The sequence below is a fragment of the Pseudonocardia cypriaca genome, assembly GCF_006717045.1.
In the GTDB taxonomy this organism is placed as follows: domain Bacteria; phylum Actinomycetota; class Actinomycetes; order Mycobacteriales; family Pseudonocardiaceae; genus Pseudonocardia; species Pseudonocardia cypriaca.
On sequence record NZ_VFPH01000002.1, the window covers coordinates 517184 to 543718 of the forward strand.

The window sequence follows — 26535 nt, forward strand, 5'->3', positions numbered from 1 at the left end:
TCCCGAACCGATCGGCCCATCCGTCCCAGCGGATCAAGGACCCGTCCGCCCCGGTGACGGGCCCGTCGTCCCTGCCGGAGATCCACCGGTCCGGGCGACGCTGGGTACGAGCCGGGCGATCCGGTCCGCACGCAGCCGGAGGAGCCATGACCCTCGACCTCGCACGGTGGCAGTTCGCCGTCACCACCGTGTACCACTTCCTGTTCGTCCCGCTGACGATCGGGCTGTCGGCGCTCGTCGCGGGGATGCAGACCGCGTGGGTGCGCACCGGCGACGAGCGGTACCTGCGCATGACGAAGTTCTGGGGCAAGCTCTTCCTGATCAACTTCGCGATGGGCGTGGTCACCGGCATCGTGCAGGAGTTCCAGTTCGGGATGAACTGGAGCGACTACAGCCGCTTCGTCGGCGACATCTTCGGCGCCCCGCTGGCCATCGAGGGTCTGCTGGCGTTCTTCCTGGAGTCGACCTTCCTCGGCCTGTGGATCTTCGGCTGGGACCGGCTCCCGAAGCGCGTTCACCTGGCCTGCATCTGGCTCGCCTCGATCGGCACGATGCTCTCGGCCTACTTCATCCTCGCCGCGAACTCCTGGATGCAGCACCCGGTCGGCCACATCGTGAACGACGCCACCGGCCGCGCCGAGCTGACCGACTTCGGCGCCGTGCTGACCAACTCGACCGCCGTCGGTGCCTTCCTGCACACGATCACGGCCTGCTTCCTCACCGCCGGTGTGTTCGTGCTCGCGATCAGCGCGTGGCACCTCGGGAAGGGCCGCCACACCGACACCATGCGCCCATCGATCCGGCTCGCGCTGGTCACCACGCTGATCGCCGCAATCGGCACGGTCGTCACCGGTGACCTGCAGGCCCGCCTGATGACCGAGCAACAGCCGATGAAGATGGCCGCCGCCGAGGCCCTCTACGACACGGTCGCCCCCGCGTCGTTCTCGCTCTTCACCGTCGGCACCCTCGACGGGTCGCAGGAGCTGTTCAGCGTCCGGGTCCCGCGCGTGCTCTCGTTCATGGCCACCGGCTCGTTCGACGGTCGCGTCGAGGGCATCGACGACCTGCAGGCCGCCGCCGAGCAGACCTACGGCCCGGGCGACTACCGCCCGAACATCCCGGTCTCCTACTGGACGTTCCGCCTCATGATCGGATTCGGGGTGCTGGCCGGGCTGATCGCGGCGGCCGGGCTGTGGTTCACCCGCCGCAGGGCCCGACGGCCCGTCCCGCGCTGGTTCTACCCCGCCGCACTCGCCACCCTGGTCACCCCGTTCGCGGCCAACAGCGTGGGCTGGATCTTCACCGAGATGGGTCGCCAGCCGTGGCTCGTCTTCGGGGTGCTGCGCACGGCGGACGGGGTCTCCCCCGAGGTCGGCACCGCGAGCGTCCTCACATCGCTGATCGTGTTCACCCTGCTCTACGGCCTGCTCGCCGTCGTCGACGGCGTCCTGATGGTCCGCTACGCCAAGGCCGGTCCCCCACCCCCGGCGTCGAGCGACGACAGCGCTGTGGGATCCGACGAGCCGCGGCCGCTGGCCGTCGCCTACTGACGAGGACGCGTCATGGCACTCACCGACATCTGGTTCCTGCTCATCGCGGTCCTCTGGACCGGCTACTTCGTCCTCGAAGGCTTCGACTTCGGCGTCGGGACCCTGCTGCCGCTCGTCGGCCGCACCGAGAACGACCGCCGCGTCGCGATCAACACGATCGGGCCGGTCTGGGACGGCAACGAGGTGTGGCTGCTCGTCGCGGGCGGCGCCACCTTCGCCGCCTTCCCCGAGTGGTACGCGAGCCTGTTCTCCGGGTTCTACCTGGCCCTGCTGATCATCCTCGTCGCGCTGATCCTGCGCGGGGTCGCGTTCGAGTTCCGCGGGAAGATCGACAGCGACCGGTGGCGGCGCAACTGGGACCGCGCGATCGTGTTCGGCTCGCTCGTCCCCGCGCTGCTCTGGGGCATCGCCTTCGCCAACATCGTCCAAGGGGTCCCGCTCGACGCCGACCACCGGTTCACCGGCACCCTGCTCACGCTGCTCAACCCGTACGCGCTGCTCGGCGGGCTCGCCACGCTGCTGCTGTTCACCCTGCACGGCGCGGTGTTCCTCACCCTCAAGACCGAGGGCCCGGTCCGTGAACGCGCGGTGGACATCGCCCGCCGCGGGGGCCTGCTCGCCGTGGCCGTCGGCGGCGCCTTCCTCGTGTGGACCGAGCTCGCCCACGGCGCGGGCTGGACCCTCGCCGGCGTCGTCGCAGCCGCGGGCGCCCTCCTCGGGGCCCTGTGGCTCGTCAACCGCCGCGACGGGTGGGCGTTCACGCTCACCGCCGTCGCGATCGTCGCGGTCACCGTCACGCTCTTCGGCTCGCTCTACCCGGACGTCCTGCCCTCCACCACCGACCCGGCGTTCAGCCTGACCACGACGAACGCCGCCTCCACCCCGTACACGCTCACGATCATGACGTGGGTGGCGGTCGTGTTCACCCCGATCGTGCTCGCCTACCAGGCCTGGACCTTCTGGGTGTTCCGCAAGCGCATCCGGCCCGGCGACATCCCCCCGGCCGCGGGGCTGGCCGCCCGCTCGGCTGCAACGGCTCGATGAAGCCGCTCGACCCGCGCCTGCTGCGACACGCGGCGGCAGCCCGACGGTTCGTCGGGTTGGCCGCCGCGGTCGCGGTGGCCACGGCCGTGCTCGTCCTCGTCCAGGCACAACTGCTGGCCGACACCATCACGGCCGCGTTCCTCGGCGGTTCCGCGGTCGCCGAGCTTGCTGCACCGCTCGCCGGCCTGCTCGCCGTGGTCGCCGCCCGCGCCGCGCTCGCGTGGGCGGGCGAGGCCGCCGCGCACCGTGCGGCCGCGACCGTGATCGGGCAGCTGCGCACCCGGCTCGTCGAGCACGTGCTGCGGCTCGGGCCCCGCCACCGGGACCTGCCACCCCGCGGCGAGCTCGCCACCATGGCCACCCGCGGCCTGGACGGGCTGGACGGCTACTTCGGCCGCTACCTGCCCACGCTGCTGATCGCCTCGGTCGTGCCCGCGGTCGTCGCGGCGCGGATCCTCGCCGCCGACTGGGTCTCCGGCCTGGTCGTCGCCGTCACCGTGCCGCTCATCCCGATCTTCATGATCCTCATCGGGCTGCACACCGAGCGCTCCACCCGCCGCCAGTGGCGGGCCCTCGCCGTCCTCGGCCACCACTTCCTCGACCTGGTCGCCGGCCTCGAGGTGCTCGTCTCCTTCGGCCGGGCCCGCAGGCAGGCCTCCCGGCTGCGCACGCTCGCCGACGCATACCGCGCCGCGACGATGCGCACCCTGCGGGTCGCGTTCCTGTCCGCGCTCGCGCTGGAGCTGCTCGCCACGCTCTCGGTCGCACTGGTCGCCGTCTCCGTCGGGCTGCGCCTGGTCGAGGGCCGCCTCGACCTCGCCACCGCGCTGCTCGTGCTCGTCCTCGCCCCCGAGGTCTACCTCCCGCTCCGAGCGGTCGGCGCCCGGTTCCACGACTCGGCGGAAGGCCTCGCCGCCGCCACAGTGGTCTTCGGCGTGCTGGAGACCCCCACCGCAGACCACGAGGACGGCCGGGTCCCCGCCCCCGACCCCTCCCGCCTGCCCGTGGCGCTGCACGCCGTCACCGTCGAAGGTCGCGGCGGCCCCGTGCTCGACGGGCTCGACCTGGTGCTCCCGCCCGGCACCGTGCTCGGCGTCCGCGGCCGCAGCGGCGCGGGCAAGACAACCCTGGTCGACCTGCTGCTCGGGCTGCGCACCCCGGACGCGGGCCGGGTCACCGTCGGCGGGGTCGACCTCGCCGACATCGATCCCGACGCGTGGCACCGCCGGGTCGCCTGGGTCCCCCAGCAACCCGTGCTGCTCGCCGGCACCGTCGCCGACAACATCCGGCTCGCCGATCCCGCCGCGCCGCTCGACCGCGTCGCGGCAGCCGCCCGTGCGGCCGGGCTCGACGTCGCTCTCGACACGCCCGTCGGTGAGGACGGCAACGGCCTGTCGACCGGGCAGCGCCGCCGCGTCGCGCTCGCACGCGCCGTGCTCGCAGACCGCCCGCTCCTCCTGCTCGACGAGCCCACCGAAGGCGTCGACGCCGACACCGAGGCCGCGATCATCGACGCGCTTCCCGGCGTGCTCGCCGGGCGTACCGCGATCATCATCAGTCACCGCGACGCCGTGCTCGTGCACTGCGACCGGATCCTCGACCTCACGCCCGGTGCGGCGCCGGTCGCCGCCGCACCGGCGCGCCGGACCGCCGCCGTGCGGACGATCGGCGCCCCCACGGCCACGGCGCCGCGGGAGGCACCGCCGGCCGTCCCGCGCCCGGCCCGGGCCCTGCGGTGGTCGCTCACCGCCGCACGTGAGCAGCACGGCCGCCTCGCCCTCGCCGTGCTGCTCGGCGGCCTCGCCCTCGGCTGCGGGGTCGCGCTCACCGCGACGTCGGCGTGGCTGATCTCCGCCGCCGCGCTGCACCCGCCCGTGCTCACGCTGATGGTCGCCATCGTCGCGGTGCGCACCTTCGGCCTCGGCAAGGGCGTGCTGCGCTACGCCGAACGGCTCGCCTCGCACGACGCGGCGCTGCGCGCCTCGACCGACCTGCGCGTACGGATCTGGACCGCGCTGGTCCGGCTCGGCCCGGCCGACACCGCCCGGCTGCGCCGGGGCGAGCTGCTGGCACGCCTGATCGGGGACGTCGACGCCCAGCAGGACCTGCTCGTGCGGGTCGTCGTACCGGCCGCCGCTGCCGCGCTCGTCGGGCTCGCCACCGCCGTCGGGCTCGGCCTGCTGCTCCCCGCAGCGGGCCTCGTCACCGCGCTCGGCCTCGTGCTCGCCGGCGTCGTCGCCCCCGCCGCCACCGCCTGGGCCGTCCACCGCACCGAGCGCCGCGCCGCCGCTGCCCGCGGCGACGTACTCGCCCGCACGGTCGAGCTGCTCGACGCCGCCCCCGACCTGCTCGTCTTCGGCGCCGCCGAGCGCTACCGGGTCGCGCTGGGCAACGCCGACCGCGCCCTCACCGGGCTGCTGCGGCGCGCCGCCACCGCCCGCGGCCTCGGTTCCGGCCTGGGGGTGCTCGCGATCGGCGCCACGTCCGTCGCCGCGCTCGCCGTCGCCACCTCCGCGCTCCGCGGCGGGGTCCTCCCCGGCCCGGCGGTCGCCGTGCTGGCACTCACCCCGCTCGCCCTCGCCGACGTGGTCGCCGGCCTCCCCGACGCCGCAGTCCGCCTGCTCTCGGCGGTACCAGCCGCCGCCCGGCTCGCCGAGCTCGAACGGCGCCCCGCACCCGTCTCCGATCCGGCCGACCCCGCCGACGTCGGCGTCCCGACGGGCCTCGCGACCGAGGGCCTCGCCGTGCGCTGGCCCGGTGCATCGCGCGACGCGGTACGCGACGTTGAGCTCGCCCTACCGCCCGGGACGCGGCTCGCCCTGACCGGCCCGTCCGGGTCCGGCAAGTCGACCGTGGTGGCCGCCCTCCTGCGCACCCTCGCACCCCGCGCAGGCCGGGTGCTCGCCGACGGCACGGACACCCGGCAGCTCACCGGTGACCGAGTGCGGGCCGGCATCGCATGGTGCGGAGCGTGGACCCACCTGTTCGACAGCACCCTGCGCGCCAACCTCCAGCTCGCCGCCCCCGACGCCGATGACGCCGAGCTCGTCGCCGCATTGCGCCGCGCCCGCCTCGGCGACTGGTTCGACGCGCTGCCCGAGGGCCTCGACACGCCGATCGGCGAGCACGGCGGGACGGTTTCCGGAGGCGAGCGCCAACGCCTCGGCGTCGCGCGCGCCTTGCTGGCCGACCGGCCGGTGCTCCTGTTCGACGAGCCGACCGCGCATCTCGACCCGGCCACCGCCGACGCGCTCGCCGCCGAACTGCTCGCGGCCACCGACGGACGCTCCGCCCTCGTCGTGACCCACCGTCCCGACCACACCCCCGGGCTCGCCGAGGTCCGGCTGATGACGAGGACGCGGACCTTCGGTCCTGTCCGGTCCGTCGGCATCGGCGCATCGTCCCGGGAGACCGCCTCGGGCACCACCGTGTTAGCTGCTTTCGCAGTTGCTAATGTGTGCAATTATGTGGCGGTGGCCGTCGATGGGCGGCATCGAGGTCGGTCAGCGGGCGATCGGGGTTGACGCCATGGGCAGCGGACGCACCCGGGTCGAGGTCAGGGGGAGCCGGTGAGCAGGCCGCTGTACCAGCTGAAGGCGGAGTTCTTCAAGACGCTGGGGCACCCGGTGCGGATCCGGGTGCTCGAGCTGCTGAGCACCCGTGAGCACGCCGTGTCGGAGCTGCTGGGCGAGATCGAGATCGAGCCGGCGAACCTGTCCCAGCACCTGGCCGTGCTGCGCCGGGCCGGGCTGGTGACGACACGGCGCGAAGGGGCGGCCGTGTACTACTCGCTCACCGGCCCACGTGTCTCGGAGCTGCTCGCGGTGGCCAGGTCCATCCTCACCGGGGTTCTGTCCGGTCAGGTGGAGCTGCTCGAGGACCTGCGTTCGTCCTGATCGAGCTGAGTGGAGTACGGGTGTGTTGAGGTTGTGGCGGACGATCCGCGCGATCGGGCGGGTTGCCGAGCCCGCTCCGGCGGCTCCGACGGCCGCCCCCGCTGCGGCAGACTTCGAGGGCTCGGTGCAGATCCGGCACGTCGACGCGGGCTCGTGCAACGGCTGTGAGATCGAGATCGGGGCGGCGTTCGGGCCGGTCCACGACGCTGAGCGGTACGGGGCCCGGCTGGTGGCCTCGCCCCGGCACGCGGACGCGCTGCTGGTCACCGGCCCCGTCACGCGGAACATGGCCGAACCGCTGCGAAGGACGTTCGAGGCGGTGCCGCGGCCACGGGTCGTGGTGGCCGTGGGCGACTGCGCCTGCGACTGCGGCGTGTTCGCGGGGGCGTACGGCGTGGTCGGGCCGGTGCGGGAGATCGTGCCGGTGGACGCGGAGGTGGCCGGGTGCCCGCCGCGACCGGAGGCGATCGTCGAGGCGGTGCGAACGCTGACCGGCCGATGAACCCGGTGCAACTCGGGCTCGTCGCCGCGGTCGCCGTCGGGCTCTCAGGTGCGCTCGCGACCACCGTCGTGCCGCGCAGGATCCGGCCCGCCGTGGCGGGAGCGAGCGTGGTCGGCACCGGCGCGTTCGGGACCGTCGCCGGGGTGACGGCGATGGGCGGCGAGACGTGGTCGGCTTCGCTCCCGTGGCTCCTGCCGCTCTCGGGGGTCGAGCTCGCGATCGACGGCCTGAGCGGGCTGTTCATCGCCGTTGCCGGGGCCGTCGCGGTGGCGGCGGGGGTGTACGGGGTCGGCTACACCCGCCACGGGCTCGACGGCCGGGTCGTGCAGGCCACCGCGCCGCTCTTCGTGCTGTCCGTGCTGCTCGTGCCGGCCGCCGGGAGCATCGGCACGCTACTGCTCTTCTGGGAGCTGATGGCGCTGACCTCGCTGCTGCTCGTGCTCGCCGAGCACGGGCGGCACGCCGATGTGGTGACGGCCGGCCGCTGGTATGCGGTGATGACCCACCTCGGGTTCGTCGCGCTCCTGATCGGACTGCTGGTGCTGGTCGTCGACGACGGCTCCTTCGGCGCCATCCGCGCCGCGGAGCACCCGCCCGCGGTGGCCGGGCTGGGTTTCGTGCTGTGCCTGGTCGGGTTCGGGTCCAAGGCGGGGATCCTGCCGCTGCACGCCTGGCTCCCCCGCGCCCACCCGGAGGCGCCGAGCCACGTGTCGGCGTTGATGTCCGCGGCGATGGTCAACCTCGGCGCGTACGGGATCGTCCGGGTCGGGTTCGACCTGCTCGGCGGCGGACCGGGCTGGTGGTGGCTCGCGGTGCTGGTGATCGGGGCCGCCTCGGCTGTGTACGGGATCCTGCAGGCCGCCGTCCGCACCGATCTCAAGCGGCTGCTGGGCTACTCGACGACCGAGAACATGGGCCTGGTGCTGGTCGGGGTCGGCGCGAGCGGGCTCTACGCCGCGGCGGGTGACCCCGTCCTCGCCGCGCTGGCGCTCACCGCGGCGTTGCTGCACGTGCTCACGCACGCCGCGTTCAAGACGCTCCTGTTCCTGGCAGCCGGCTCGGTGGTGCACGCGACCGGCGTCCGTGACCTCGACGCGCTGGGCGGGCTGCGCACGGTGATGCCGGCGACGACGGCGGCGTTCGGGCTCGGTGCGCTCGCGGCGTCCGCGCTGCCGCCGGGGCCGGCGTTCATGAGCGAGTGGTTGCTCCTGCAGTCGTTGATCCACGGCGCGGGCACGGCACCGGAGCTCGACGTGGTGGCCTCCATCGTGCTGCCGCTCGCGGTCGCCGCCGTGGCGTTGACCGCCGGGCTCGCGGTGGCCACGTTCGTCAAGGCGTTCGGGGTGGGGTTCCTGGCCCGCCCGCGCAGCGACGCGGCGGCCACGGCGCGGGAGAGCTCCCCGTCGATGCTGGCGGGGATGGGCATCGCCGGGGCGGCCTGCACCGCCCTCGCGCTCGCCCCGACGGTCGTGATTCCCGGCGTCGCCGGCGTGGCCGCGGGCGTGCTCGACGCGCGCCCCGCGGTGCTGGGGGCCCTGACGATCGAGCTGACCGGGGTGGAGGGGGCGATGTCGCCGCTGCTCCTGGCGGCCGCGCTCGCTGTCGCGATCGCGACGGTGGTCGGAGCACTCCGGCTGCTGACGGCCCGGCGCGATGCGGGGGGATGGAAGCCGGTGGGGCCGGCGGGGCGGGTGAGGACAGCCCGACCGTGGGACTGCGGCGGCGGGCCGATGTCGGCGCGCACGGAGTACACCGCGACCTCGTTCGCCGAGCCGCTGCAACGCGTGTTCGACGACGTGCTCGACCCGGTGCAGGACGTCGACGTCACCCACCACCAGGAGTCGCGCTACCTGGTGGCGGCGGTCGCCTATCGGCGCAGCTTGCCCGACAGGATCGAGACCCGCCTCTACGCCCCGGTCCTCTCCGCCGCGGCCGCATGGGGCCGGGCCGGGCGCCGCCTCGCCACGGGCAGCGTGCACCGCTACCTGGGCTACGGCTTCGCCACCCTCTGCGCGTTGCTCCTCGTGCTGGTCGTGACCCGATGACCGGCCTCGGCGTGGCCGGTGGGCTGCTGCAGGCGGTTGTGATCGTCGGCGGGGCGCCGCTGCTGCTGGGGCTGATGCGGCAGGTCAGGGCGCGCATGGAGGGCCGGGCCGGGCCGGGCGTCGGGCAGCCGTGGCGGGACCTGCGCAAGCAGCTGCGCAAGGAGTCGATCACCCCGCGCGGCACGAGCGAGATGTTCCGGGTCGCCCCGGTGCTGACGGTGGCGATGACACTGGTGGTGGCCGTGGTCGCGCCGTTCGTCACGGTGGCGTCGCCGCTGCCGGGCGTGGCCGATCTGTTCGTGGTGGTCGCGCTGCTGGCGCACGGCACCGTCGTCATCGCGCTCGCCGGACTGGACACCGGCACCGCGTTCGGCGGGATGGGCGCGAGCCGGGAGGTCACGATCCTGGCCCTGGTCGAGCCGACGGCACTGGTGGCGATCTTCGCGTTGTCGGTGCCGGTGGGCTCCACCGCGTTGCCCGCGATCGTCGGTTCCGCCGTGGACGATCCGGCGCGCGTCCTCTCCCCTGCCAGCCTGCTCGCCGCGGTCGCACTCGCGATCGTGATCGTCGCCGAGACCGGACGGCTGCCCGTGGACAACCCGGCCACCCACCTCGAGCTGACGATGGTGCACGAGGCCATGGTGCTGGAGTACGCAGGTCCGCGCCTCGCGCTGATCGAGCTCGGCGCGGCCCTGCGGCTCGCCGTCTACCTGGGGCTGCTGGCCACGCTGTTCGTGCCCTGGGGGATCGCCACCGACGCGGGCGTCGTCGCGCTCGCCGTAGGAGTCGTCGCGTTCGTGGTGAAGGTGGGCCTGCTCGGGGGCGCGCTGGCGGCCGCCGAAGTGTTCCTGGCCAAGCTGCGACTGTTCCGCGTGCCCGAGCTGCTGGCCGGGTCGTTCCTGCTCGCGCTGCTCGCGGTCACGGCCGCGTTCGTGCTGGCGTGACGATGGTCGAGGTGCTCAACATCGCCGCGGGCGCGCTGCTGCTCACCGCGGTGCTGGTGCTGTGGCGGCGCGAGATCGCCGTGATCGTGCGGGTGTTCGCGCTGCAGGGTGTGGCGCTGGCGGGCCTGGTCGCCGTGCTCGCTTGGGACGAGGGTTCGGCCGAGCTCGCGGCGGTGGCCGCCGGGCTGCTGGTGCTGCGCGGCGGCGTGCTGCCGTGGCTGCTGCGCAGGGCCATCGCAGGGGCGGCACCGGGCCAACGGGAGAGCCGCCCCGTGCTGAACGTCGCCGCGTCGCTGCTGGCCGCCGCAGCGCTCACCCTGCTGGCGCTGGCCGTGTCGGCACCGCTGGTGGCGCTGTCACCCTCACCCGCTGCACGGGCGGTGCCGATCGCCGTGGCGGTGGTGCTGATCGGCTTCCTCGTCCTCGTCACCCGCCGGCACGCGGTGTCACAGCTGGTCGGGTTCCTCCTGATGGACAACGGCATCACGGCGGCAGGCTTCCTGACCACATCCGGGATCGGGCTGCTCGTCGAGGTCGGGGTGGCGCTCGACGTGCTGCTGGTGGTGCTGGTGCTGCAGGTGCTCACCGGACGGATGCGGGAGACCTTCGGCGACACCGACCTGGACGAGCTGCGGGAGCTGCACGACTGATGGACATCATGCTCGCGGTGGCCCCGATCGTGATTCCCGCGCTCGGCGCCGCGGTGTACGCGCTCGCCGGTTGGCGGCGCGCCACGACGTCGGTGGCCACGGTCTCGGCCGCACTGTCCCTGCTGGCCGCGGCGCTGGTGGCGGGCCGGGTCGTCGCGAACGGCCCGCTGTCCGTGGCCGGCCTGCTGCGGGTCGACGCGGTCGGCGCGTTCATGCTGCTCGTGATCACCGCGATCGCGGTGCTCGTCGCCGTTGCCACGCCCGCCCACCTCGCCGCGGAGCTCGACGCGCGGCGGATCAGCATCCGCACCGCCACCTGGCACGCGACGCTCGTGCAGGCGTTCCTCGCGGCGATGGCACTCGCGGTGACGGCAGCCGACCTCGGGGTGCTGTGGGTCGCGTTGGAAGCGACAACGATCATCACGGCGTTCCTGGTCGGGCAGCGCCGCACGCGCGCCGCGGTCGAGGCCGCGTGGAAGTACGTCGTGATCTGCTCGTCCGGGATCGCGCTGGCGCTACTGGGGATCGTGGTGCTGGGCCACGCCTCCGCCCACTCCGCCACGGGCGCCGGCCTGGACTGGGCCGCCCTCGCGGGCGCCGCGCCGCAGCTCGACCCCGGGGTCACCCGGATCGCGGTCGTGCTGCTGATCGTCGGCTTCGGCACGAAGGCCGGCCTCGCGCCGCTGCACGCCTGGCTGCCCGACGCGCACAGCCAGGCGCCCGCCCCGGTGTCGGCCCTGATGTCGGGGGTGCTGCTCTCGGTGGCGTTCTACGCGGTGCTGCGGGTCAAGGTGATCGCCGACGGCGCGCTGGGCGCCGGGTTCGCCCGTGCGCTGCTGATCGCGGCCGCGCTCGCGTCGCTGCTGGTGGCGGCCTCGCTGCTCATCGCGCAGCGGGACTACAAGCGGATGCTCGCCTATTCCAGCATCGAGCACATGGGCCTGCTCGCACTCGGCGCCGCGGCGGGCGGCCCGCTCGCCACCGCGGCCGTCCTGCTGCACGTCCTCGGCCACGGCCTGGCCAAGAGCGTGCTGTTCCTCGGTGCCGGCCGGATCCTGCAGACGACCGGCACCAGCCGCATCGACGGGGTCCGCGGCCTCGCCACCCGCCAACCGGCCCTCGCCGGTGCCGTCGGTGCGGGGGTCCTCGCGTTGCTCGGGCTGCCCCCGTTCAGCCTGTTCGCGAGCGAGCTCGGGATCGTCCGCGCCGGGTTCGCCGCCGGCATCGGCTGGGCGACGGCCGCCGCGACGGCGCTCGTCGTGGTCATCGGCGCCGCGCTCGTCACCCACACCGGCCGGATGCTCCTCGGGACCGCACCGGAGGGGCCCGGCGCGGCCCCGGCCCCCCGGCCACTCCCCCGCTGTACCGCGACTGCCCTGATCATCGGGATCGTCGGATGCGCGGTGCTGGGCACGACCACCGGGCCGTTGACCGTCCTGCTCGAGCACGCGGCCGCAACCCTCGGGGGCACCCCATGACCTCCACCACCACCTCGACCGTCACCACGACCATCGACCCCGACGACCTGCCCGCCCGGGCGGCGGAGCTGCTCGCCGGCGGTGCGCGGCTCGCACTGGTCGCCGGCCACGACGACCGCCCCGCCGGGGCGGGGCTGCGCGCCGTGTACCTGTTCACCGAGGCGCGCACGGGTGGCCGCACCGAGCTCCACGTGCCCCTCGACCCGGCACACCCGAACGTGCCGAGCCTCGCCGCGCTGTCGTTCCCGGCCGGCCGCTTCGAGCGTGAGATGCGCGACCTGTTCGGCATCGTGCCCGACGGGCACCCGCTCCCCCGCCGACTCGTCCGGCACTTCCACTGGCCGCAGGGCTGGTACCCGATGCTCGCCGACGCCGGCCCCGCCCCGACCTTCGGCGACGTCGACGGCCCCTATCCGTTCCGCACCGTGGAGGGCCCGGGCGTCTACGAGATCCCGGTCGGCCCGGTGCACGCAGGCATGATCGGACCCGGGCACTTCCGCTTCTCCGTGGTGGGCGAGACCATCCTCAAGCTCAAAGCCCGCCTCTGGTTCGTGCACCGCGGCGTCGAGAAGCTCGTGCAGGGCCGCCGACCCACCGACGCGCTCCCGGTGGCCGAGCGGGTCAGCGGCGACACCACCGCCGGTCACACGCTGGCGTTCTGCCAGGCCGTCGAGGACGCGCTCGGGATCACCGTCGACGAGGACACCTGCCGGCTGCGCGCGATCGTCGTCGAGCTCGAGCGGCTCTACAACCACATCGCCGACATCGGAGCCCTCTGCAACGACGTCGGCCACTCCGTGCTCAACTCCCACGCCGGCCGCATCCGCGAACGGCTGCTCCGCCTGAACGAGGACGTCACCGGGCACCGGCTGCTCCGCGGCGCGATCGGCATCGGCGGCGCCACGGTCACCCGGCTGCCCGACCCGGCCGAGCTCGCGGCTCTAGCCGCGGACGTGGAGGACGTCGTCGACCTCGCCCTCGGGCACAGCGTGGTGCGCGACCGGTTCACCGGCACCGCCGTGCTCACCCGCGAGCAGGCCGCCGATCTCGGCACGCTCGGCTACGTGGCCCGCGCGAGCGGCCTCGACGTCGACGCCCGCCACGACCACCCCGCACTAGCCACGGTGTTCTCCCGCCCCGCGCACCAGCACACGGGCGGGGACGTCCTCGCCCGCTTCTGCCTGCGGGCCGAGGAGATCGCCGAGTCGGCCGGCATGATCACGGTGCTCGTCGACCACCTCGGCGCCGTGCCCCCGATCGCGGCGTCGGCGGTGCCCGCGACCGCGACGCCGCGATCGGGGGTGGGCATCGTCGAGGGCTGGCGCGGCACGATCGTGCACCGCGTGGAGCTCGCCGCGGACGGCACCCTGACCCGGCTCAAGATCGTGGACCCGAGCTTCTTCAACTGGCCCGCCCTGCCGGTCGCACTCGCCGACACGATCGTTCCCGACTTCCCGCTGGTCAACAAGAGCTTCAACCTCTCCTACGCCGGCAACGACCTCTGAACGACGCCGTCTCGGCCGGTCGCGTGCCCGCACACCCCCGACGGAGCGGCGGAGCACCGGCGGACGGCGGACCGAGTTCCGCTCGCGCCTGGTTCAGCGGCGACCCGGTGGGGTCAGGCATCTTTTCCGGTGCCGGAGTTCCCGGTGTCGGAGCGGACGACGGCGACGGGGCAGTGCGAGCGGTGCAGCACGGCGTGGCTGACCGAACCGAGCAGCAGCCCTTTGAAACCGCCGCGTCCCCGCGAACCGACGACGACGAGCTGGGCGCGCCGGGACTGCTCGACCAGCGCATGGGCCGGCCGATCCTTCGTGACGATCCGCTGCAAGGGCACGTCGGGGTACTTCTCGCCCCATCCGGCGAGCCGTTCGGCCAGTACTTCGCGTTCCTCGGTCTCGAGGGCGTCCCAGTCCAGCAGGGGGGCCACATCGAGGTCGCCGACCACCTCGCTCCACGTGTGCACGGCCACCAGGGGCACCCCGCGCGCAGCCGCGGCCTCGTACGCGTACGCCACAGCAGCCTCGCTGAGCGGGGATCCGTCCACGCCGACGACGACCGGCGCCGCGGGATCGGGGTCTGCGTCGTCCCCGCGGACGACGACCAGCGGAGATTTCGCGTGCGCACCCAGGCCGGCAGCGACGGAGCCCAGCAGGAGCCCCGACACGCCCCCGAGCCCGCGATCGCCGATCACCACCAGCTGGGCCTGCTCGGACTCGGCGGCGAGCACGGCGATCGGGAACCCGGCGACGAGCTGGTTCTCCACCTCGATCCCTTCGACCGCGCGTGCAGCGACTGCGGTCGCGTCGGCGAGGTTGCGCCGCGCCTGGTTCAGCATGATGTCCCGGTAGCTCGCCCCGAGCTGGATCTCGCCGATCGCGTGGTTCTGGGTCCAGTCGAAGGCCATCACCACGCGCAGGGGGATCCTGCGCCGGGCGGCTTCCGCCGATGCCCAGCGCACCGCGCGCAAGGCGCTCTCCGACCCGTCGATCCCGACCACCACGGTTCGACCGCTGTGTGCATCCATGCTGACGACGCTCCCCTTTGTCGGGGCGCTCGGGCAGGTGCACCCGGCCCTGGATCGCGGGCCGTTGGGCCCGTACCCGGGCAGGTTGCTGCCCGCAGCCACCGCCGGACGTTCCGCCATGTCCAGATCGTTCGCCGGAAGGCCCTTGGTCCTGAGTCGGCGGGGCTTGAAGGACCGTGGACGGCACGGCGCCGCGGCCCGACGATTGAGCGATGAGCGCACCCCGCTGGTCCGGTATCGGTACGGGGCTGCGGCCGGGACTGGCGGCCATCCGTCACGGCGACCGCCCGGGCGTGCGGGCCGACACCGTCGCCGGGATCACCGTTGCCGCCTATCTCGTACCCCAAGTGCTCGCGTACGCGCAGGTCGCGGGGCTCGCTCCGGTGACGGGTCTGTGGGCCGCGGCCGCCGCGCTGGCGGTGTACGCCGTCCTCGGATCGTCGCGCCAGCTGTCGGTGGGCCCCGAGTCCACCACGGCGTTGATGACCGCGATCACCATCGCACCGCTCGCCGCAGGCGATCCGCACCGCTACGCCGCCCTCGCCGCCGCGCTCGCCCTGCTGGTGGGTGGCATCTGCCTGCTCGGGCGCACGGCCCGGCTGGGCTTCCTCGCCGACCTGCTCTCACGCCCGGTGCTGGTCGGCTACCTCGCCGGGATCGCCCTGATCATGATCTCCGGCCAGCTCGAGAACGTGACCGGCGTTCCCACCGAGGGCGACACCTTCCTGGCGGAGCTGGTCTCCTTCGTCGGCGGCATCGGTGAGGTGCACGTTCCGACGCTCGTGCTGTCGATCGCCGTCCTCGCCTTCCTGCTCGCGGTCGGGGCGCTGCTCCCGCGCGTGCCCGGCCCCCTGCTCGCGGTGCTGCTGGCCGCCGCCGGCACCGCGCTGCTGTCGCTCGACCGCCTCGGGGTGCAGGTCGTCGGGGCGGTGCCGAGCGGACTACCCGTTCCTGCGCTACCTGCGGTCAGCGCCGCGGACCTCGCGAACCTGCTGCTCCCGGCGCTCGGCGTCACGATCGTTGCCTACTCCGACAACGTCCTCACCGGCCGTGCCTTCGCGACGAAAGGCGGTTACCCGGTCGATGCGAACCAGGAGATGCTCGCGCTCGGAGGGGCGAACGTCGCGTCGGGTCTGCTGCACGGCTTTCCGGTCAGCAGCAGCGGCAGTCGAACGGCGATCGGCGACTCGTTGGGCGCGCGCAGCCAGCTGAGCTCGGTCATCACGGTGCTCGCGGTCCTGGTCGTGCTCGTCGTCGGCGGACCGGTTCTGGCCACGTTCCCGATGGCGGCCTTGGGCGCTCTGGTCGTGTACGCAGCCCTACGCTTGATCGACGTCGCCGAGTTCCGCCGGTTCGCCCGCTTCCGCCGCTCCGAGCTGGCCCTCGCCCTCGTCAGCGCCGCCGCGGTCCTGACCGTCGGCGTCCTCTACGGGGTGCTCGCCGCCGTGGGACTGTCGATCCTCGACCTGCTGCGCAAGGTCTCCCGCCCCCACGACGGCATCCTCGGCTTCGTCCCCGGCCTCGCCGGGATGCACGACGTCGACGACTACCCGGACGCGACGACCGAGCCGGGGCTCGTCGTCTACCGGTACGACGCCCCGCTGTGCTTCGCCAACGCCGAGGACTTCCGGCGCCGCGCACTCGCCGCCGTCGACACCGCCGATCCGCCCGCCGAGTGGCTGGTGCTCAACACCGAGGCCATCATCGAGCTCGACGTCACCGCTGCCGACGCGCTCCACGCGCTCTGCGATGAGCTCCACCGTCGCGGCGTGGTGCCCGCACTCGCACGCGTCAAGCAGGACCTGCTCGTCTACCTGGACGGGAGCGGGCTGCGCGAGCGGATCGGCGACGACCGGATCTTCCCGACGCTCCCCACGGCCGTTGCCGCCTTCCGCGAAGCACAGGCCCCCACCCCGGCAGACCCGTCCTGACAGCCGCGACACCAGCGCCGGTGTCGGCGGCTGTCGTCAGCGAACGACCCGGTCACGGCCGGGAACGTGCCGCTGCCCCCGCAGCGACGCGGCGTCGCCCCGTGCCACCACGCGCAGCACGTCCCGGCGGGAGACGATGCCCACCAAGCGGCCGTCCTCGGTGATCGGGATGGACCTGATCCCGGCGTCGAGCATCGCCGACACCACGTCGGCGAGGTCGTCGTCGGGCCCCATGCAGACGGGCGCATGCGTCATCACGTCCGCCACCGCCGGCTCCGGCCGCTCGTCCGCGGTCCAGCCGTCCGGGACGAACCGGCCACGCACCAGGTCCGCCTCGGTCGCGATCCCACGACGAGACCGTCGTCGTCCACCACCGGCGCAGCGGTGTACCCGTGCGCGACCAGCAATGCCGCTGCGACATCGGCCGGCACGCGCGGCCTCAGGAAGATCACCGGGCTGCTCATCACATCGCGTGCCTTCATGACCGCCTCCTCGGTTGCGCGGACCCACCGCTCCGAGCGACCAGGGTCTGCCAGCGCCTTGCCCCTGCCCCAGAGGCGATGGACCCGGTGAGGACCCGACAGCGCTCGGGACTCCGGGGACCTGCGTCACCCGGTCCCAGGTGAACGATCACCGAGGAGTACCGGCCCGAACGCGCGCACGCACACCGGTGATGGTGAGCGCGCCTGCGGCGGCCGCGGTGAGCGCGAGCAACACGTACCCGAGCGAGTAGTCGTCGAAGACCCCGTAGGTCAGGCCCATCACCAGCGGCGGGAAGAAGCCACCGAGCCCACCGGCGGCGCCGACGAGGCCGGTCACCGCACCGACCCGCTCCGGCTCGACCAGCCGCGCGACGAGGGCGAACACGGCACCGGTACCGACACCGAGAGCGGCGGCGAGTCCGAGGAAGGCGACGGTCCCGACCGGGATGAGCGGCAACTCGACCGCGGCCAGGACGGCCAGCCCGGTCACCACGACGTAGGAGCCCGTCAGCACCCGAACCGGGTCGTAGTGGTCGCAGAGCCAGCCGCCCACCGGCCGCATCGCGACCGCCAGCACCACGAACCCCGCGGTGCGCAGCGCGGCGTCGCCGCGCTCCAGCCCGAAAGCGGTGGTCAGGTAAGAGGGCAGGTAGACGCTGAACGCCACGAACCCGCCGAACGCCACGGCGTAGAGGAAGGACAGCTGCAGCGCCACCGGCATCCGCAGCGCGGCAGCGAGCCGGGCGAGCACCGACCCCGACGGGACCGGCCGGTCGGGGGGGTCGCGCAGCAGCAGGAAGGCGATCGCCGCGAATACCACGAGCACGACCGCGACCAGGTCGAAGGGGAAGTTCGTCCCGAACGCGGCCGCGAGCTGCACGGTGGAGAACGCCGAGATCGCCGTTCCGCCCATCCCGGCGCCGAAGACGCCGAGGGCGAGACCGCGCCGCTCCGGCGGGTACCAGGAGTTCACGAACGGGACGCCGATGGCGAACGTGGTGCCGCCGAGGCCGAGGAAGAACCCACCGACGAGATAGCCGGCCAGTGAGTCGGCGAAGTGCCCGAGGTAGAGGACCGGCAGCACGGTCAGGAGGGCGACGGTCGGGAACATCCGGCGCGCCCCCAGCCGGTCGGTGAGAGCACCGACCGGGATCCGGCCCAGCGAACCGACGATGACCGGCACGGCCACCAGCAGCGACTGCTGGAACGCGGTGAGCGAGAGCTGCTCGCGCAGGGTCGCCCCCAGCGGTGAGAGCAGCGCCCACGCCCAGAACGTCACCGCGAAACCTGCCGTCGACAACGCCAGCGCCCTGCCGGCCCCACCACCGCCCGGCCCGCCCGGCAGCCGTTCTCCCCGGGAACGCGTGGGCGGGTCCGCCCGCGAGTCACGTTCGGCCATCGGTGTTCCTCCGTCTCCTCCCGCGTGGCCGGCTGCCCGAGCCTCGCCCTCGCACCCGATTGCGTCACGGGAGCCCGACGCGGGACAGGGTCGTTGCGACCGAGTTCCCGGGACCTTCGGTATGGGTGAGGACTGTTCCGCCGTGGTTGGCTGCGATCAGCCGCAGGTGTGCACGGTCCCGACGACGGGCAGGGAGCATCGCGATGGCCGAACCGGCAACGCCCACCACCGCCTCGACCAGCGGGTTCGATGGCCCGGCGGCCGACGTCCTGCTGCGGACGGGCCGCTTCTTCACGCGGCGAGAGACCTCGGACGACCTGCGATCGGTGTACCGGGAGGGCGGCCGCGAGGGCGACGTCTTCTACCGCGACCGCTGGAGCCACGACAAGGTCGTCCGCTCCACGCACGGCGTGAACTGCACGGGCTCGTGCTCCTGGAAGGTCTACGTCAAGGACGGGATCATCACGTGGGAGAGCCAGCAGACCGACTACCCGTCGGTGGGCCCCGACTCCCCCGAGTACGAACCGCGCGGCTGCCCGCGCGGCGCGGCCTTCTCCTGGTACACGTACTCCCCCACGCGGGTCCGGTACCCGTACGCCCGCGGTGTGCTGCTGGAGATGTACCGGGAGGCGAAGGAGCGGCTCGGAGACCCCGTCCTGGCCTGGGCCGAGGTCACGACCGATCCGGAGAAGCGCCGCCGCTACCAGCGCGCCCGCGGCAAGGGTGGGCACGTGCGGGTCTCATGGGACGAGGCCGTGGAGATGATCGCGGCCGCCCACGTCCACACCGTCAAGACCTACGGGCCGGACCGGATCGCCGGGTTCTCGCCCATCCCGGCGATGTCGATGGTCAGCCACGCGGCCGGGTCGCGGTTCATCGAGCTGGTCGGTGGCTGCATGACGTCGTTCTACGACTGGTACGCCGACCTCCCCGTCGCCTCGCCACAGGTGTTCGGTGACCAGACCGACGTGCCCGAGTCCGGCGACTGGTGGAACGCCTCCTACCTGCTCATGTGGGGCTCGAACGTCCCGATAACCCGCACGCCGGACGCGCACTGGATGGCCGAGGCACGTTACAAGGGCCAGAAGGTCGTCGTCGTGTCACCGGACTACGCCGACAACACGAAGTTCGCCGACACCTGGCTGCCCGCCCAGCCAGGCACCGACGGGGCGATGGCGATGGCCATGGGCCACGTGATGCTCAAGGAGTTCTTCGTCGACCGGCGGGTGCCGTTCTTCGTCGACTACGTGCAGACCTACACCGATCTGCCGTTCCTCGTCTCGCTGGAGGAATACGGCGGCGGGCACGTCCCGGGCAAGTTCCTCACCGCCGCCGACCTCGGCGACACCGGTGAGGGCGCGGAGTGGAAGACCGTGCTCATCGATGGGAAGACCGGCGAGCCGGTGGTGCCCAACGGCTCGATGGGCTATCGCTACACATCGTCGGGGGCCGGGAAGTGGAACCTCGACCTCGGCGACGTCTCACCCCAGCTCACGCTGCTGGACGGCGAGACCGCCGAGGTGCTGCTCCCCCGCTTCGACTCGATCGACGGCACCGGCGGCATCCTGCGCAGAGGCGTCCCGGTGCGCCGGGTCGGCGGAAAGCTCTGCACCACCGTCTTCGACCTGATGCTCGCCCAGTACGGCGTGCACCGGCCGGGGATGCCCGGCGTGTGGCCGACCGGCTACGACGACGCCGCGCAGCCCTACACCCCCGCCTGGCAGGAGTCGATCACCTCGGTGCCCGCCGAGCAGGTCGTGCGGGTGGCCAGGGAGATGGCGCGCAACGCCGAGGAGTCCGAGGGCCGCACGATGATCATCATGGGCGCGGGCATCTGCCAGTGGTTCCACGGTGACGCCACCTACCGGGCGGTGCTCTCGCTGCTGCTTCTGACGGGCTCGATGGGCCGCAACGGTGGCGGCTGGGCCCACTACGTCGGACAGGAGAAGTGCCGCCCGATCACGGGATGGGCGACCATGGCGATGGCCACCGACTGGTCCCGCCCGCCGCGGCAGATGATCGGCACCGCGTACTGGTACACGCACTCCGACCAGTGGCGCTACGACGGCTACCGCGCCGACGCCCTCACCTCGCCGTTGGCGCAGGGGCATCTCGCGGGCATGCACACGATCGACACGATCGCACTGTCGGCCCGGTTGGGCTGGATGCCGTCCTACCCGCAGTTCGACCGCAACCCCCTGGACGTGGCGGACGAGGCAGGGGACGGCGACGTCGCGGCCCACGTGGTGGACCAGCTGCGGTCCGGGAAGCTGAAGTTCGCGATCGAAGACCCGGACGCGCCGCAGAACTGGCCGCGGTGCCTCACTCTGTGGCGGGCGAACCTGCTGGGCTCCTCGGCGAAGGGCGACGAGTACTTCCTCAAGCATCTGCTCGGCACCCACAACAACCTCATGGCCGACGAGACGCCGGCAGACCGCAGGCCGCGGGACGTGGTGTGGCGCGACGGCGACCCGCCGGAGGGCAAGCTCGACCTGCTGCTCGCCCTGGACTTCCGGATGACCAGCTCCACGCTGCTCGCAGACGTCGTGCTCCCGGCCGCCACCTGGTACGAGAAGCACGACCTCAACACCACGGACATGCACCCGTTCGTCCACGCCTTCACCCCGGCCATCGACCCGCCGTTCGAGACGCGCACCGACTTCGCCGCGTTCGACGCGATCGCCCGCCGGTTCTCCGAGCTCGCCCGCACGCACTTGGGCGTCCGGCAGGACGTCGTCGCCGTCCCGCTGCAGCACGACACGCCCGGCGAGACCGCACAGCCCGGCGGCCGGGTGCGGGACTGGCGGACCGGCGAGGTGGAGCCCATCCCGGGCAAGACCATGCCGAACCTGGTCGTGGTCGAGCGCGACTACACCGCGATCGCCGACAAGATGGCGAGCATCGGGCCGCTGCTCGACCGGCTCGGCATGACGACCAAAGCCATCACCTACCACCCCGAGGAGGAGCTCGCCCACCTCGCGGCGAAGAACGGCGTGATGCTCGGCGGTGCCGGTGACGGCCGCCCGGCGATCGACACCGACGCCAAGATGGCGGAGGCGATCCTCACCCTCTCCGCGACGACGAACGGCCGGCTCGCCGTCCAGGGGTTCCGTGAGCTGGAGCGCCGCACCGGCACTCGCCTCGTCGACCTGGCCGAGGGCAGCGAGGAGAAGCGGATCTCCTTCGCCGACACCCAGGCCCGGCCGGTGCCGGTGATCACCAGCCCGGAGTGGTCGGGAAGCGAGACCGGCGGCCGGCGCTACGCCCCGTTCACCGTGAACGTCGAGCGGAGCAAGCCGTGGCACACGCTCACCGGCCGGATGCACTTCCTGCTCGACCACGACTGGATGCACGAGTTCGGCGAGACGCTGCCGGTCTACCGGGCCCCGCTGGACATGCAGCGCCTCTTCGGCGATGCCCGACCGGGGCAGCTCGGTGACGACGGCCGGTCGGTGACCGTCCGCTACCTCACGCCGCACTCGAAGTGGTCGATCCACTCGGAGTACCAGGACAACCTGTTCATGCTCTCGCTGTCGCGCGGCGGCCCCGTGGTGTGGATGAGCGAGCCGGACGCGAAGTCGATCGGGGTGCGCGACAACGACTGGGTCGAGGGCGTCAACCGCAACGGCGTGCTCGTCGCGAGGGCGATCGTCACGCACCGCCTGCCGGCGGGCGTCGTGTTCGTCTACCACGCGCAGGAGCGGGTGGTGAACGTGCCGAAGTCGGAGACCACCGGCCGGCGGGGCGGCATCCACAACTCGCTCACGCGGATCCTGGTGAAGCCGACCCATCTCATCGGCGGCTACGCCCAGCTCTCGTTCGCTTTCAACTACCTCGGCCCCACCGGCAACCAGCGCGACGAGGTCACCGTGATCCGTCGGCGCTCGCAGGAGGTGAGTTATCAGTGATCGCAAAAGGACCCCGTCATCCAACGGAACCTCAGGGGAACGTGACGGCGGGTGACCACGATCAACCCACTTTCGCGACGTGCGTACCCCGCGCAACCGCAGTAGAGGTTCCGGGGAGGCGGGAATGCGCGTGATGGCCCAGATGGGCATGGTCATGAACCTCGACAAGTGCATCGGTTGCCACACCTGCTCGGTCACCTGCAAGCAGGCGTGGACCAACCGCAGCGGCGTCGAGTACGTCTGGTTCAACAACGTCGAGACCCGCCCCGGTCAGGGCTACCCGCGTCGCTACCAGGACCAGGAGCAGTGGAAGGGCGGCTGGGTGCGCAACAAGCGCGGCCGCCTCACACTCAAGGCGGGCGGGCGGTTCCGCAAGCTGCTCACGATCTTCGCCAACCCCGTCCTGCCCAACATCCGCGACTACTACGAGCCCTGGACCTACGACTACGAGAACCTCACCGACGCCCCGCTGGGCGACGACTTCCCCGTCGCACAGCCGAAGTCGCTGCTCTCCGGTGAGCCGATGGCCGTGGAGTGGAGCGCCAACTGGGACGACGACCTCGGCGGCGCCCCCGAGCACGGTCCGCGCGACCCGATCGTCGAGCGCATCCGCCGCGAGTCCGAGGACAAGGTCAAGTTCAACTACGAACAGGCCTTCATGTTCTTCCTCCCGCGCATCTGCGAGCACTGCCTGAACCCGTCCTGCGTGGCGTCCTGCCCGTCCGGGGCGATGTACAAGCGGGCCGAGGACGGGATCGTGCTGGTCGACCAGGACCAGTGCCGGGGCTGGCGGATGTGCGTCACCGGCTGCCCGTACAAGAAGGTCTACTTCAACCACCGCACCGGCAAGGCCGAGAAGTGCACGTTCTGCTACCCGCGGGTCGAGGTCGGGCTGCCCACGGTGTGCAGCGAGACCTGCGTCGGGCGGCTGCGCTACATCGGGCTGTTCCTCTACGACGCTGACCGCGTCACCGCGGCGGCGTCCGTCGAGGACGAGCACGACCTGTACGAGGCACAGCTCGACCTGCTGCTCGACCCGCACGACCCCCGGGTGATCGCGGCCGCGCGCCACGGCGGCATCGCCGACGACTGGATCGCGGCCGCCCAGCGCTCGCCCGTGTACAAGCTGGCGATGGACTACCGAGTGGCGCTGCCGCTCCATCCGGAGTTCCGGACCATGCCGATGGTCTGGTACATCCCGCCGCTATCACCCGTCGTCGACCGGCTCACCGAGACCGGCCACGACGGCGAGGACGCCGGCAACCTGTTCGGCGCGATCGACGCGCTCCGCATCCCCGTCGAGTACCTCGCCGAGCTGTTCACCGCGGGCGACGTCGAGCCGGTCCGCTCCGTCCTGCAGAAGCTGGCCGCGATGCGGTCGTACATGCGCGACGTCACCCTTGGCCGCCCGCGCCACGAGTCGATCGCCGCGTCGGTCGGGATGACCGGCGCCGAGATCCTGGAGATGTACCGGCTGCTCGCAATCGCGAAGTACGAGGAGCGCTACGTCATCCCCAGCGCCCACGAGGCGCAGGCCCACGACCTCGAGGAGATCGGTTGCAGCCTCGACGTCGACGGCGGCCCCGGGATGCTGGTCGGCAGCGGCCCGTTCGGGGAGGCGTCCGGGCGCCCGACGCCGGTGTCCGTGGAGACCTTCCACGCCCTGCGCGACCGCCAGACCAGCGACACCTTCGCCGACCCCGGCGATCGTGGTGCCCGGATCAACCTGCTCAACTGGGACGGCAAGGGCCGCCCGCCGGGGCTCTTCCCGCCGCCACGGGAGGCGCCACCGGAGCCCGGTGACATCACCGGCCACAGCCGGCCGGATCCCGCGCCGGCGCCGGCGCCGGGGACCGAGCGATGAGCGAGCAGGCGGTCGTCCTCCAGGCGGCGTCGGTCTGCCTGCAGTACCCCGACGAGCGGATCCGGGAGATGTTCCCGCTGGTCCGGAGCGCGGTGGACGCCCTGCCGCCGGGCCGGCCACGCGAGCGGCTGACAGCGTTCCTGGACCACCTCGAGGACACGGCGCCCGGCGCGCTCGCCGAGCACTACGTCGAGGTGTTCGACCGGCGCCGCCGCTGCTGCCTCTACCTCACGTGGTGGAGCGACGGCGAGACCCGCCGCCGAGGCGGAGCGCTCGCCACGCTCAAGCAGCGCTACCGCGCCGCCGGGGTCGAATGGGACAGCACCGAGCTGCCCGACTTCCTCCCCGCGGTACTCGAGTACGCCGCAACCACCGACCTCGTCGACGGGCTCACCCTCCTGCAGGAGCACCGCGCCGGCCTGGAACTGCTGCGGCTCGCCCTCCTCGACGCCGGCACGCCCTACGCCGCGCCGATCGAGGCGGTCTGTGCACTGCTACCCGGCCCCTCACCCGCCGACGTCGCCGCCGCGAAGGCACTCGCGCGCAGCGGCCCACCACGCGAGCAGGTCGGACTCGAACTCGCCCCGTTCCCGGCAGGAGGAGCACGATGAATGCGCTGGACGTCCTGCTCTGGGGCGTGCTGCCCTACGTGACGATCGCGATCCTCGTCGCCGGCACGATCTGGCGGTACCGATACGACAAGTTCGGATGGACGACCCGCTCATCCGAGCTGTACGAGTCGAAGCTGCTGCGCATCGGCAGCCCGCTGTTCCACTTCGGCATCCTCGTGGTGGTCATCGGCCACGTCATCGGGTTGGTGATCCCGAAGAGCTGGACCGACGCAGCGGGTCTGTCCCAGGAGGCCTACCACGTGCAGGCGCTGCTGCTCGGCGGGATCGCCGGCTTCTGCACCCTCGTCGGGGTCGGGATCCTCGTCTACCGCCGCCGCACCACCGGGCCGGTCTTCATGGCCACCACGAAGAACGACAAAGCCATGTACGTGGTGCTGGTCGCCGCGATCGTCGTCGGGCTGGCAACCACCCTCCTCGGCGCCGCCGGCGGCGAGGAGCACAACTACCGGCTGTCGGTCGCCCCCTGGTTCCGGTCACTGTTCGTGCTGCAGCCCGACATCGAAGCGATGGCCCACTCCGGCCTCGCGTTCCAGCTGCACACACTCATCGGCATGCTGCTGTTCGCGATCTGGCCGTTCACCCGGCTCGTACATGCCTTCACCGCGCCGATCGGCTACCTGTTCCGGCCCTACATCGTCTACCGATCCCGAGGCGGCGGGCCGGCGTCGCGACAGCCGCGACGTGGCTGGGAACGGGTCTGAGCACGATGCAGAAGCTGTCGCTGGACGCGCTCGCCCGCGAGCAGCTCGACGCCGCCCGGCGCAGCCCCGCCGGGCGGGCGGCGCACACCGCGGTGGGTGGGCACGAGCACGTGATGCGCCAGACCGTGATCGCGTTGCTGCGCGGCCGGAGCCTGGCCGAGCACGTGAACCCGGGCGAAGCCACCGTGCACGTCCTGCTCGGCCGCGTCCGCCTCGTGAGCGGCGACAACGCGTGGGACGGCAGGCGTGGGGACCTGCTGATCGTTCCGCCCGCGTCGCACAGTCTCGAGGCGCTGGAGGATGCCGCTGTGCTGCTCACCGTGGCGAAGCGAAGCAGCCACACATCCTCACTGTGAGCAGCCACGGTTGCGACTGGTCCCACCCGATGGCGGACCTTCGGCACGTGGGCGCTCCGGCGAGTCCCGCCTGGGTTCTCAGGCGGTGCTGGTGGCGGCGGTGGCGGCACGGGCGACATCGGCCCCCCACGCCCGTGCCCGGTCGAGCTCGCCCTCGAGCAGCGGCCCCTGTGTACCGGTGACGCGGAACGTCTCGGGGCGGGCGACGAGGTCGTAGCCGAGGTGGCGCAGCTTGCGGGCCGCTCCGGCCGCTGCGGAGCCGGGCAGCCGCGGGCGATCCATCCGCGTGTCGAACGCCGCCGCGCGCACGCCCGTCGGCGCCTGCGCGAGAGCGGCGAGCCACTCCCGCAACCCGGTCTGCGCCGGCTGCGCGCCGGCACCCGCCTGCTCGGCCGCGGACCGGCGGGTCGACATCCGCGTCATCGCGAACGCGTGGGTCGGGCCACCCACGACGAGGAGGTCGACGCCGTCCAGGGGCTCCGGGGAGTGGCTGACGTCCGCGACGCGGACCTGCCCGGACTCGCCCAACCCCCGAGCCAGCCCGTGGGCCACCTCCTCGGCGATCCGCCGGGTGTTGCCGAACATCGACTCCACCACCACGAGCGCGCACATCCGCCGTCTCCTGT

21 protein-coding genes are annotated in these 26535 nt (G+C 72.8%); 16 read left to right on the plus strand and 5 right to left on the minus strand.

Annotated features, from left to right (window positions below; genetic code table 11):
* Positions 1-146: 146 nt before the first annotated feature.
* From FB388_RS20045 to FB388_RS20090, 10 genes are read left to right on the plus strand one after another with little or no spacing between them, the layout of a single operon-like run.
* Complete coding sequence (locus FB388_RS20045; protein ID WP_142103735.1) at positions 147-1550, plus strand: cytochrome ubiquinol oxidase subunit I; 1404 nt, start codon at positions 147-149, stop codon at positions 1548-1550.
* Between the two features lie 12 nt (positions 1551-1562).
* A complete protein-coding gene (gene cydB, locus FB388_RS20050; protein ID WP_142103736.1) occupies positions 1563-2594 on the plus strand; it encodes a cytochrome d ubiquinol oxidase subunit II in 1032 nt (343 codons plus the stop codon).
* On the plus strand, positions 2591-6118 hold the full coding sequence (gene cydD, locus FB388_RS20055) for a thiol reductant ABC exporter subunit CydD (protein WP_142103737.1): 3528 nt from the start codon (positions 2591-2593) through the stop codon (positions 6116-6118). The genes cydB and cydD overlap by 4 nt, the downstream gene beginning before the upstream one ends.
* A 45-nt stretch (positions 6119-6163) precedes the next feature.
* Positions 6164-6490 carry an ArsR/SmtB family transcription factor gene (locus FB388_RS20060; protein WP_142103739.1) on the plus strand — a complete coding sequence of 109 codons (327 nt, stop codon included), beginning with the start codon at positions 6164-6166 and terminating at the stop codon, positions 6488-6490.
* Positions 6491-6512: 22 nt separating this feature from the next.
* Positions 6513-6992, plus strand: coding sequence for an NADH-quinone oxidoreductase subunit B family protein (locus FB388_RS20065; RefSeq protein ID WP_211362122.1), 480 nt, complete (start codon positions 6513-6515; stop codon positions 6990-6992).
* Positions 6989-9037, plus strand: a complete 2049-nt coding sequence (locus tag FB388_RS20070) for a proton-conducting transporter transmembrane domain-containing protein (RefSeq protein ID WP_142103741.1) — start codon at positions 6989-6991, stop codon at positions 9035-9037. Before FB388_RS20065 ends, FB388_RS20070 begins: the two co-directional genes overlap by 4 nt.
* Positions 9034-9981 carry a respiratory chain complex I subunit 1 family protein gene (locus FB388_RS20075; protein WP_142103743.1) on the plus strand — a complete coding sequence of 316 codons (948 nt, stop codon included), beginning with the start codon at positions 9034-9036 and terminating at the stop codon, positions 9979-9981. The genes FB388_RS20070 and FB388_RS20075 overlap by 4 nt, the downstream gene beginning before the upstream one ends.
* A gap of 2 nt (positions 9982-9983) precedes the next feature.
* On the plus strand, positions 9984-10631 hold the full coding sequence (locus FB388_RS20080) for a hypothetical protein (protein ID WP_142106137.1): 648 nt from the start codon (positions 9984-9986) through the stop codon (positions 10629-10631).
* Positions 10631-12109, plus strand: coding sequence for a proton-conducting transporter transmembrane domain-containing protein (locus FB388_RS20085; RefSeq protein ID WP_142103744.1), 1479 nt, complete (start codon positions 10631-10633; stop codon positions 12107-12109). Before FB388_RS20080 ends, FB388_RS20085 begins: the two co-directional genes overlap by 1 nt.
* Entirely contained in the window at positions 12106-13614 is a 1509-nt protein-coding gene (locus tag FB388_RS20090; protein WP_142103745.1) for a hydrogenase large subunit, read from the plus strand. The genes FB388_RS20085 and FB388_RS20090 overlap by 4 nt, the downstream gene beginning before the upstream one ends.
* A 113-nt stretch (positions 13615-13727) precedes the next feature.
* On the opposite strand, the gene FB388_RS20095 is transcribed toward FB388_RS20090, so the two are convergent.
* Positions 13728-14636, minus strand: a complete 909-nt coding sequence (locus FB388_RS20095) for a universal stress protein (RefSeq protein ID WP_142103747.1) — start codon at positions 14634-14636, stop codon at positions 13728-13730.
* Positions 14637-14848: 212 nt separating this feature from the next.
* On the opposite strand from FB388_RS20095, the gene sulP reads away from it, so the two are divergent.
* Positions 14849-16567, plus strand: a complete 1719-nt coding sequence (sulP, locus tag FB388_RS20100; RefSeq protein ID WP_142103748.1) for a sulfate permease — start codon at positions 14849-14851, stop codon at positions 16565-16567.
* Between the two features lie 36 nt (positions 16568-16603).
* Here the strand turns inward: sulP and FB388_RS20105 are convergent, their stop codons facing one another.
* The 3 genes from FB388_RS20105 to FB388_RS20115 form a co-directional block, all read right to left on the minus strand.
* Positions 16604-16891: a CBS domain-containing protein gene (locus FB388_RS20105; protein WP_246122208.1), complete on the minus strand. Its 288-nt coding sequence runs from the start codon at positions 16889-16891 to the stop codon at positions 16604-16606.
* Complete coding sequence (locus tag FB388_RS41225; protein ID WP_142103752.1) at positions 16822-17049, minus strand: CBS domain-containing protein; 228 nt, start codon at positions 17047-17049, stop codon at positions 16822-16824. Before FB388_RS41225 ends, FB388_RS20105 begins: the two co-directional genes overlap by 70 nt.
* A gap of 148 nt (positions 17050-17197) precedes the next feature.
* Entirely contained in the window at positions 17198-18448 is a 1251-nt protein-coding gene (locus tag FB388_RS20115; RefSeq protein ID WP_142103753.1) for an MFS transporter, read from the minus strand.
* A 203-nt stretch (positions 18449-18651) separates the two neighbouring features.
* On the opposite strand from FB388_RS20115, the gene FB388_RS20120 reads away from it, so the two are divergent.
* The 5 genes from FB388_RS20120 to FB388_RS20140 all read left to right on the plus strand — a co-directional run bounded on the left by FB388_RS20120 (position 18652) and on the right by FB388_RS20140 (position 25909).
* A complete protein-coding gene (locus FB388_RS20120; RefSeq protein WP_142103754.1) occupies positions 18652-22356 on the plus strand; it encodes a nitrate reductase subunit alpha in 3705 nt (1234 codons plus the stop codon).
* 124 nt (positions 22357-22480) lie between these two features.
* Entirely contained in the window at positions 22481-24220 is a 1740-nt protein-coding gene (narH, locus tag FB388_RS20125) for a nitrate reductase subunit beta (RefSeq protein ID WP_142103756.1), read from the plus strand.
* A complete protein-coding gene (narJ, locus tag FB388_RS20130) occupies positions 24217-24831 on the plus strand; it encodes a nitrate reductase molybdenum cofactor assembly chaperone (protein WP_142103758.1) in 615 nt (204 codons plus the stop codon). Before narH ends, narJ begins: the two co-directional genes overlap by 4 nt.
* Complete coding sequence (gene narI, locus FB388_RS20135) at positions 24828-25553, plus strand: respiratory nitrate reductase subunit gamma (RefSeq protein ID WP_142103759.1); 726 nt, start codon at positions 24828-24830, stop codon at positions 25551-25553. Before narJ ends, narI begins: the two co-directional genes overlap by 4 nt.
* Before the next feature lie 5 nt (positions 25554-25558).
* The gene (locus FB388_RS20140) at positions 25559-25909 is read left to right on the plus strand and encodes a cupin domain-containing protein (protein WP_142103761.1); all 351 of its coding nucleotides are present in this window, start codon (positions 25559-25561) and stop codon (positions 25907-25909) included.
* Positions 25910-25987: 78 nt separating this feature from the next.
* Here FB388_RS20140 and FB388_RS20145 read toward each other — a convergent pair whose 3' ends face one another.
* Positions 25988-26521 carry a flavodoxin family protein gene (locus FB388_RS20145; protein ID WP_142103763.1) on the minus strand — a complete coding sequence of 178 codons (534 nt, stop codon included), beginning with the start codon at positions 26519-26521 and terminating at the stop codon, positions 25988-25990.
* Positions 26522-26535: the final 14 nt, after the last annotated feature.